The sequence below is a fragment of the Phenylobacterium sp. genome (assembly GCF_044371015.1).
In the GTDB taxonomy this organism is placed as follows: Bacteria; Pseudomonadota; Alphaproteobacteria; order Caulobacterales; family Caulobacteraceae; genus Phenylobacterium.
On sequence record NZ_JBILUK010000135.1, the window covers coordinates 1 to 8,471 of the forward strand.

The window sequence follows — 8,471 nt, forward strand, 5'->3', positions numbered from 1 at the left end:
ATCCTCGAGTGACCGATGCTCGAGCAAGCGACCGACGGCGCGCAGGATCTGGGCGCGGGTTTCCTCCCGCTGACGGTCGCGCAAACTCGGAAGGGGGCTTTTCATGGCAGTCGCACTGTCATGAAAGGGTTGGACAAGTCAACGCCTGGGGCGTCTCGACGCCTCTCCCGGTGTCACTGGGCGCCCAAGCGCCGCGCAGACCCGGCGCGAACTCGCGGAATCCGGCGATCCAACTGGCCCGAAAGCGAACGCCGGTCTACGAAGACAGACTCGACGGCCCGGCGACGCGGGTCGACAAACCGGCCGCCATGGACGCCCTCTCCACCCCACAACGCCAGACGCCAAAGTCACGCCGCACGCGCGGTCGGATTCTGGACACGGCCCTGCGTCTGTTCGTCGAGATTGGCTATCATGCGGCCACCAACGCGGTGATCGCCGAAGCCAGCGGCCTGACACGCGGAGCCATGCTCTATCACTTCGCTACCCGCGAAGAACTGGTGGAGGCCGCCGTCGCCCATATCGAAACCGAGCGCGCGCGCCTCTTCGAGGCTGCAGCCGCCGAGCCCTATCCGCCCGGCATGGACGCCGCCGAACACGCCATCGACGTCTACTGGGCGCTGCTGCAAGCGCCACCCTTCGTCGCCTTCGCCGAACTGGAAGCCGCCGCCCGGACAGATCCCATGCTGGCGACGCGTCTGGCCAGCGCCCGCAGCGCCTTCGACCACGCCCAGGTTGGCGGCGACCGGTTCGGCGCGATGGTCCAGGCCGGTGCTGATCCCCGCTTCCAGACCAGTCGCGATCTGGGTCGTTTCCTGCTGGAGGGCCTGGCGCGCGGCGCGTTGACCTATGACGAAGACGCGCGCCGCGAGCGCCTGCTGGCGGTCGTGAAGCGGGCAGTCCGCGCGCTCAATCGCCGTGGCGACGCCCAGGGCCTGTGGTCTGACTGAAGCTCAGCCGGCCCGCACGTCCTTGGGATCGGCCACATTGCGCAGCGGCTGTCCCGCCACCCAAAGCCCAAGATTGTCCAGGAACAGCGCATCGTTGCGCTTGGCGTTGCCGGAGCTCACGCCCGATACGTGCGGGGTCAACGTAACCGCCGGGTGAGCCCAGAACGGGCTGTCGGTCGGCAGCGGCTCGGTCTCGAACACATCCAGGACCGCATGGCCCGGCGCGCCGCGGTCGAGCGCCGCGAGGAGGGCGGGTTCCTCCACCAGCGCGCCCCGTCCGACATTCACGAACACCGAACCCGGCTTCATCCGCTCGAACACGGCGGCATTGGCGATATGACGGGTCTCGGCCGTCGCAGGCGCGCAAAGGACCAGCACGTCGGCCTCGGCCGCGACGTCGGCAAACCTCGCCGGAGAGACCATCCGATCCGCCAGCGGATGCGGATCGGGGTTGCGGCGCACGGCCGTAATCTCCGCCCCAAAGGCGCGGGCGCGTTCTGCGATACCCTGACCGATGGCTCCAAAGCCCAGGATCACCCAGTGAGAGCCGGCGACCTCGCGGAAAGCCCGGCGGGTCCAAAGTCGCGCCGCCTGATCCGCCCGCCGATCCGCGCCGCCCTGCAGAGCATCGAGCACGCCCCATAGCACATAGTCGGCGATGCCGACCGCCTGGCCGTGGCTGGTGGTCAGCACAGCGCCCTTGTCCACGAACTGGCCGAAAACGGGATTGTCGAACCCCGCTGCCCCGCTCTGCACCCATCTCAGCACCTGGGACTTCAGCGTCGCGGTCATGAACGCCCGCAGGGCTCCGCCAAAAAAGACGTCGGAGTTGGTCCAGGCCGCGTGCGGCTGGGCGTCTTCCACCGACACCTCCACGCCGTCTGCCCGTATCTTCCCAGCGTCGTCGACGACCAGCAATGTCAATCGGTCGCCGTGCGCGGCTATGGCCGCAGCATTTCGCGCCAGGGACTTTTCATGAATCAACAAACGCATCGGCGCCTCCGTTGCGAGCTTTAGCCGGGGGAGCTCCGGATTAGCTAGACCACCCCAGCCTCAAATGGATGCCCGTATAGGCGCCCATCACGCGCAAGCTCCAAGACATCGAGCCTGTTTTCTCGGGATCAGTTGATCCCGTCTGTTCGGCGGGCTCTAGCGCCCCCCGGCGCCGCCCTGGCGGGCCGTGGGGGCCGCCGGGGGCGTGGCCGGCGTTGGGGCCTGCTGGGCCTGATTGCGGCGCCGCATCATCCCCTGCATGGCGGCCAGCTCGGACTTCTCCAGCGCGCCGCTCTTGTCGGCGTCGATCATCGCGAAGTAGCGGCCAATCATCTCGCCCATCTGCCCGCGAAGCTCAGCCTTCTGCAGCTTGCCATCGATGTTGTCGTCCAACATCCCCATCATCCGGCCCTGGTTCAGGAGTTCGTCATAGTTGGTGAGCTTGGTCGAGGTCTCATCGACCCAGCGATAGCGCACGGCGGTATAGAACATTTCTTCCCACGACTGGTCGCCCCAGACGACGGTCTTGGTCGGGTCGGGATTGGCGGGGTTCTGCTTGGAGTTGTCGTACCAGTAGCTGGCGATCAGCTTTGAGCCGGCCGGCACCTTCACAGGCTGGGCGAAGGTGTACTCGCGTTGCCAGTTGAAGTCGTAGCGCGGCATGGCCAGCAGCATCTTGCGGCTGCCATCCGGGTATTCGATCCAGAGATCCGACGCATAGCCGCGGTAATGCGCATGCGGGAAGGCCGAGTAGAGCAGCGCCTCCTTTGGAAACTCCAGGTAGGCCGTCTCCTTGTGGCGTGCGGCGCCGGGCGGGATGGTGATGGTGGGGTCGATCACCACCGAGTTGCGCATTACCAAGTCGGGTTGCTCGCCCTCCTTGTAGAAGTAGAGGCCCAACTGAGACTTGTCGGTCACCTCTTTGCCGAAGGGCGTGTAGTGCGCCTGCACGCCGATGGCGCCGCCAGGGGGCAGGTAAGTCCCGATGTTGGTCGGCCAAAGGGTGGATTCAGCACCCACCGCATAGCCCCCCATCGAGGCGCCCCAGCGGCTCTCATTGCCCTTGCCGTCGACGGGAACCTCATTCAGGTAGCCGGTCAGGAAATGGTGCACTGCTTGTCGCTGGCTGACCGCAAAGGTTGAGGCCCTGACCCAACGACCTTCCTTCAGCGGATTGACCATCACCGGACGCTGATAGTCGACCACGCCTGAAGCCGGGATGGTGTAGGCCGGGATATCGAGGATCAGGTCAGGCTTGCCCAGCGGCCAGCGCTCGGCCACGTGGCGGGTCGTGGCCAGCGGGTCTTTGCCCTCGCCACGCACCGCGCCCTGCTCCACCCAGTGGACCACGGTCTTCACTTCGGCGGGCGTCAGGCTCCTGTCGTCGGCCCACTTGCCGACGTGGGCGTCGACGTTCCACGGCGGCATGCGGTCGGTGCGGATCACCTCGCGGATCATCGGCGAGAAGCCTTTGACCATCTCATAGCTGGTCATGGCGAACGGACCGATCCCACCCTCCTGGTGACAGGCCACGCACTTGGCCTCCAGGATCGGCGCCACGTCCTTCACATAGGTCAGCTTGGCCGGGTTGGAGCGCGCGGGAAAATCGATCAGGCAGCCAGGGCTGGGCTTGTTGGCCATCTTGATAGGCTTGCCGGCCAGCGCCGCATCGATCGCGTCCGCCGTCCAGGTGTGGCTCGCCCTGGCTTTCTGCACCCCGTAGTCGAGGCGGTCATCGAGCGGACCCCGATAGACCACGCGCCATGTCTTGGGATCGACCACGAAGAACTCGCCGGTGCGGGTGACGCCCAACTGCTCACCGACCAGCTGATTGGAATCCTTCAGGATCGGCAGGTCGAAATTGAACTCGGCCTTCTCCTTGGCGATGGCCTCCATGCTGTCCTGTGTGGCGGAATTGACCATCAGGAACTGGACGCCCTGGCCCTCGTATTTGGCCTTCAGTTCGCGGATCGCCGGAGCCAGGTTGCGCACGATCGGGCAGCCGTTGGCGTGGCTGATGATCACGATCAGCTTGGCGTCGCTCATCCGATAGAGCTCGTGACCCATGTAGTCGGTGTCGGCGAGCATGAAGTTGTCGATGGTCCTGGGCGTCATCGTGCGGGCGGTTTCGCTCGCCGCAGCGTCGGACCCGGCCATCAGGGCGTTGGGCGCAACGCCTTCCAGGGCGCAACTGCTCAACAGCGCCGAACCGGCCACAGTCGCGATCACAGTGAAGACCTTCTTCGTCATCGCAAGCATGGTCATTGCCAAACTTCCTCCCAGTCACCCGCGGTAGGCGCTCGCCCGACGGGACCACCTATTCTGATGTTCAAAGCGCGAGAAGATAACCTGCCTCCCGCGCGTTTCATCATTATTTCCAGTCAATGTTCGGAAGAGGCGTTGTCAGTCTTGCCACCATGGATACGCGGGCGGCATGTCGCTCGAAACCTTGCCCGGGAAGGCCGGCGCGCGCTTCTCCAGAAAGGCGGCCACGCCTTCCTTCACATCCGGCCCGGCCCCCAGCTGCATGGAGAGCACGCCATCCACCTTGAGCAGCGCCGAAGGGTCGTCCGCGCCGGCGAACCGCCATAGCATCTGCCGCGCCAGCGCCACTGAGACCGGCGCGGTGTTGTCGGCGATCTCACGCGCGATGGACCGGGCGCGGTCCAGCAAGTCGCCGGGCGCGGCGACTTCGGCCAGCAGGCCCGCCGCAAACGCCTCTTCCGGCCCAATCATGGCGCCGGTCAGGCACCAGCGCAGCGCTTGGGGCAGGCCGACCAGCCTCGGCAGGAACCAGGCGCTCCCCGCCTCGGGCACCAGGCCCCGTCGGGCGAAGACGAAGCCCAGCTTGGCGCCCTCGGATGCGAGCCGGATGTCCATCGGCAAAGTCAGCGTCAGGCCGACCCCCACCGCCGCTCCATTGATCGCCGCGATCGAGGGTTTGCGGCAGTCGAATATCGCCTCGATGAAGCCGCCGCCGGTCTGTCTCGGCCGTCCCGGCGCAGCGAAAGCGACCGATCCCTCCGCCCCGCTGTCGAATGCGTTCGCGCCGCCCGAGATATCGGCGCCGGCGCAGAACCCTCGACCCGCCCCGGTGACAATCACCACCCGCACCGCATCATCGGCGTCGGCCCGTCGAAAGGCGTCCGCCAGTTCCGCGCCCATCACGGCGGTGTAAGCGTTGAGCTTGTCCGGACGATTGAGCGTGACAGTCAACACGCCGTCCTCGACGTCGTACAGAAGCGTCTCATAGGCCATTGGTGTGTCCTCGGCTGGCGAATTGAGGCGAGTTCACGTGACCTGACGAGGCGGCAGGCAATCGCCTCGCGGATCGGATATAGGCGCCCCTGCCGTGACAATGACTTCCGCCCTGCCTCGCCTCGATCACGTAGCGATCATCCCGTTCCCGTGGAGGGACCCGGTGGCGGTGGCGTCGGCTTTCGCTGACGAGCCCGGCGCCGCAGTGCTGCATTCCGGCTCGTCGGGCTGGACCTACCTGCTGCGCACGCCCGATTTTGAGGCCAGGATGGGGGCGCCGGCCGATCTGATGTCCCGCGGCGAGGTCTCGCCGCTAGGGCCGCCGTTCCAAGGTGGCGTGCTGGCGCTGGCCGCCTACGAACTTTCGGCCGCGCTGGAACCTCGGGCGCCTCAGGCGCGTGGGGACTGGCCTGACCTCGTTATGCTCCGCTACCCGGCCCTGCTGGCCTTCCATGCGGAGGATCAGCGCGCCTTGGCCGTCGGGCGGGGCCCGGACGCTCCGGGCGCGGAGGCGCGGGCCGACAGGGCGCTTAGCTGGCTGGAGGCTGCGCCGGTTCATCCGCATTCTGGTCCGCTCGCCGGGTCGATCCGGTTGGAGACCTGCGACGCCGACCATGGCCGGGCGGTCGCGAACACCGTCGCCCGCATCGCCGCCGGCGAGATTTTCCAGGCCAACCTCGCCCGCGCCTGGAACGGCCAGCTCTCCTGCGGAGCGACGCCCTTTGACATCTTCCGACGCCTGGTCGCGTCGAGCCCGGCGCCCTACGCGGCCTATCTGCGCCTGCCGGGGCGCGCGCTGGTCTCCAACTCGCCGGAGCGGTTCCTGTCAGTGCGACCGACCATGGGCGGTCTCCGGATCGAGACCGCGCCGATCAAGGGCACAAGGCCGCGAGGCTGTGATCCGGCGTCGGACGCCACCCTGGCGGCCGAGCTGCTGGCTAGCCCGAAGGATCGGGCCGAGAACCTCATGATCGTCGACCTGATGCGCAACGATCTGGCTCGAACCTGCATCCCCGGCAGCGTCAGCGTCCCGACCCTAGCGGCGCTGGAGAGTTTCGCCAACGTGCATCATCTCGTCAGCCGGGTGACCGGGCGCCTCACAGCTGACCGAACCGCTTGGGACGCCTTTCTGGCCGCCTTCCCGCCCGGCTCGGTGACCGGCGCGCCCAAGATTCAAGCCATGCAGGTGATCGCCGGGCATGAACCGCCGCGCGGCCCCTATTGCGGCAGCCTCGCCTGGCTCGGTCCAGATGGAGCCTTGGAGGCCAGCGTGCTGATCCGCACCGTCGCGCTGATCGAAACGGCCGCAGGATGGGTCTTCGAAGCCCGCGCCGGCGGCGGCGTGGTGGCCGACAGCAACCCTGTGGAGGAGACGGCGGAGACGACGGCCAAGATCGGCGCCATCCTCAAGGTGCTGACTGATTCCGGAAGCCCCCATTTCCCATGACCCCACGTTTACCATGACCGACGTCCCGCTCGACGATCGCGGCTTCACGCTGGGCCACGGGCTGTTCGAGACGGTGCTTTGGACCGAAGGCCGGCTCGACGCCTTTGATGATCATGCTGAACGGATGCGGCGCGGCTGTCGCGCGCTGGGCCTGCCGTTACCCGACGCCGCCGCGCTGGAAGCTAGCGCTCACGAGGCCCTCGCCGCCGCCGGAAAGCCCGCCCGGGCCGCGGTGCGCCTGACCTGGACCGCTGGTTCCGGCGCGCGCGGCCTGGATACACCCGTGCCCATCACGCCGCGTCTCACGGCCCAGGCCGCGCCGTCTGCGCCCCCCGCCGAACCGGCTCGCTTGGCCATAGCGCGCACCCGCCGCAACGATCGCTCGCCCACATCGCGCCTCAAGAGCTTGGCTTATCTCGACAATGTGTTGGCCCGCGCCGAGGCCCAGGCCGCAGGCGCCGACGAGGCCCTGATGCTCAACACGGCCGGCGAGATCGCCTGCGCGGCAGCCGCGAACATCTTCTGGATTCGCCACGGCGAAGTCTTCACCCCGACGCTGGAGGCCGGCGTGCTCGATGGGATCATTCGTCGCCGCGTGATCGCCGCCTGCCACGATCTAGGACTGCCGCTGCACGAGGTGTTCGCCAACCCAGGCCGCTTAAACGGCGCGCCGATGTTCATCACCAACAGCCTGATCGGCGTGCGGGCCGTCTCCGATCTGAACGGGAGCGCCCTGCCGACCTCGCCGCTGGTCTCCCGGATCGCCAAGGCGGTCAGTCGATCGCGCTGATCACCTTGCTCAAGATTTCCACTGCGTGGCCGATACGCTCCGCGTCGACGATCAGCGGCGGGGCGAGGCAGATCGACTCGCCTGTCACCCGCACCATAAGCCCCGCCTCGAAGCATCGCACCAGCGCCTCATAGCCCCGCGCGCCCGGCGCATCCGGACGAGGCGCGATCTCCACGGCGCCCATCAGGCCGATGTTCCGCACATCGATAACGTTGCGCGCGCCGGCCAGTGAGTGCATCGCGTTTTCGAAGTCCGGCTCAAGGGCCGCGGCATTCTCGAACAGCCGCTCTCGCGCATAGATGTCCAGGGTCGCCAGCCCCGCCGCGCAGGCCGAAGGATGTCCGGAATAGGTGTAGCCGTGGAAGAGCTCGATGGTCTCTTCCGGCCCGCGCATCAGGGCGTCGTGCACCTGGGTGCGGGCGAACACCGCGCCCATCGGGAAGACTCCGTTGGTGATGCCCTTGGCGGTGGTCATCAAATCGGGCGTGACACCGAACTTCTGGCCTGCGAACGGAGTCCCCAGCCGACCAAAGCCGCAGATCACCTCGTCAAAGATCAGCAAGATGCCGTGCTTGTCGCAGATCGCCCGCAGCCGCTCCAGATAACCTTTGGGCGGAGGGATCACGCCGCCGCCGCCGGCCACCGGCTCGACGATCACCGCCGCGATGGTCTCGCCGCCGTGCAGGGCGCACAGCGCTTCCAGATCATCCGCCAGCTCCGCCCCATGCTCAGGCTGCCCCCGTGAGAAGGCGTTGCGCTTGTAGTCCAGCGTATGGCGCATGTGGTCCGACGAGAGCGTCGGGAAGACGCGGCGGTTGTTGACCAAACCGCCCACCGAGAGCCCGCCGAAACCGACCCCATGATAACCTTTCTCGCGCCCGATAAGCCGAGTCCGATGCCCCTCGCCCTGCGCCCGATGATAGGCGATGGCGATCTTCAGAGCGGTGTCCACCGACTCCGATCCGGAGTTGGTGAAAAAGACCCGATCCATCCCTGACGGAGCCAGTTTGGCGAGCCGCGTGGCGAAGTCGAAGGC

The 8,471-nt window shown here is 67.1% G+C and carries 7 protein-coding genes; 3 read left to right on the top strand and 4 right to left on the bottom strand.

All coding sequences use genetic code 11. The annotated features are described in order from the left end of the window. Positions 1-308: 308 nt before the first annotated feature. Entirely contained in the window at positions 309-947 is a 639-nt protein-coding gene (locus tag ACIQ3R_RS11770) for a TetR/AcrR family transcriptional regulator (protein ID WP_397418692.1), read from the top strand. Between the two features lie 3 nt (positions 948-950). On the opposite strand, the gene ACIQ3R_RS11775 is transcribed toward ACIQ3R_RS11770, so the two are convergent. The 3 genes from ACIQ3R_RS11775 to ACIQ3R_RS11785 all read right to left on the bottom strand — a co-directional run bounded on the left by ACIQ3R_RS11775 (position 951) and on the right by ACIQ3R_RS11785 (position 5,198). Then, entirely contained in the window at positions 951-1,940 is a 990-nt protein-coding gene (locus ACIQ3R_RS11775) for a D-2-hydroxyacid dehydrogenase (protein WP_397418694.1), read from the bottom strand. Positions 1,941-2,096: 156 nt separating this feature from the next. Next, complete coding sequence (locus ACIQ3R_RS11780; protein WP_397418697.1) at positions 2,097-4,205, bottom strand: redoxin domain-containing protein; 2,109 nt, start codon at positions 4,203-4,205, stop codon at positions 2,097-2,099. Positions 4,206-4,343: 138 nt separating this feature from the next. Further along, positions 4,344-5,198, bottom strand: coding sequence for an enoyl-CoA hydratase-related protein (locus tag ACIQ3R_RS11785; protein ID WP_397418699.1), 855 nt, complete (start codon positions 5,196-5,198; stop codon positions 4,344-4,346). Positions 5,199-5,298: 100 nt separating this feature from the next. On the opposite strand from ACIQ3R_RS11785, the gene ACIQ3R_RS11790 reads away from it, so the two are divergent. Together ACIQ3R_RS11790 and ACIQ3R_RS11795 are read left to right on the top strand one after the other, a co-directional pair. Continuing rightward, the gene (locus ACIQ3R_RS11790; protein WP_397418705.1) at positions 5,299-6,645 is read left to right on the top strand and encodes an anthranilate synthase component I family protein; all 1,347 of its coding nucleotides are present in this window, start codon (positions 5,299-5,301) and stop codon (positions 6,643-6,645) included. A gap of 13 nt (positions 6,646-6,658) precedes the next feature. After that, on the top strand, positions 6,659-7,435 hold the full coding sequence (locus tag ACIQ3R_RS11795) for an aminotransferase class IV (RefSeq protein ID WP_397418701.1): 777 nt from the start codon (positions 6,659-6,661) through the stop codon (positions 7,433-7,435). Here ACIQ3R_RS11795 and ACIQ3R_RS11800 read toward each other — a convergent pair. Beyond that, positions 7,419-8,471: aminotransferase class III-fold pyridoxal phosphate-dependent enzyme (locus tag ACIQ3R_RS11800; protein WP_397418703.1), on the bottom strand; the 1,053-nt coding region annotated here is incomplete at its 5' end. The two genes, ACIQ3R_RS11795 and ACIQ3R_RS11800, sit on opposite strands and share 17 nt — an antisense overlap.

What these genes read in the sequence shown, in the direction of transcription:
- ACIQ3R_RS11775 (WP_397418694.1), bottom strand. Translation starts at nt 1,940, where the DNA reads ATGCGTTTGTTGATTCATGAAAAGTCCCTGGCGCGAAATGCTGCGGCC.
- ACIQ3R_RS11780 (WP_397418697.1), bottom strand. Translation starts at nt 4,205, where the DNA reads ATGACCATGCTTGCGATGACGAAGAAGGTCTTCACTGTGATCGCGACT.
- ACIQ3R_RS11785 (WP_397418699.1), bottom strand. Translation starts at nt 5,198, where the DNA reads ATGGCCTATGAGACGCTTCTGTACGACGTCGAGGACGGCGTGTTGACT.
- ACIQ3R_RS11795 (WP_397418701.1), top strand. Translation starts at nt 6,659, where the DNA reads ATGACCGACGTCCCGCTCGACGATCGCGGCTTCACGCTGGGCCACGGG.
- ACIQ3R_RS11790 (WP_397418705.1), top strand. Translation starts at nt 5,299, where the DNA reads ATGACTTCCGCCCTGCCTCGCCTCGATCACGTAGCGATCATCCCGTTC.
- ACIQ3R_RS11770 (WP_397418692.1), top strand. Translation starts at nt 309, where the DNA reads ATGGACGCCCTCTCCACCCCACAACGCCAGACGCCAAAGTCACGCCGC.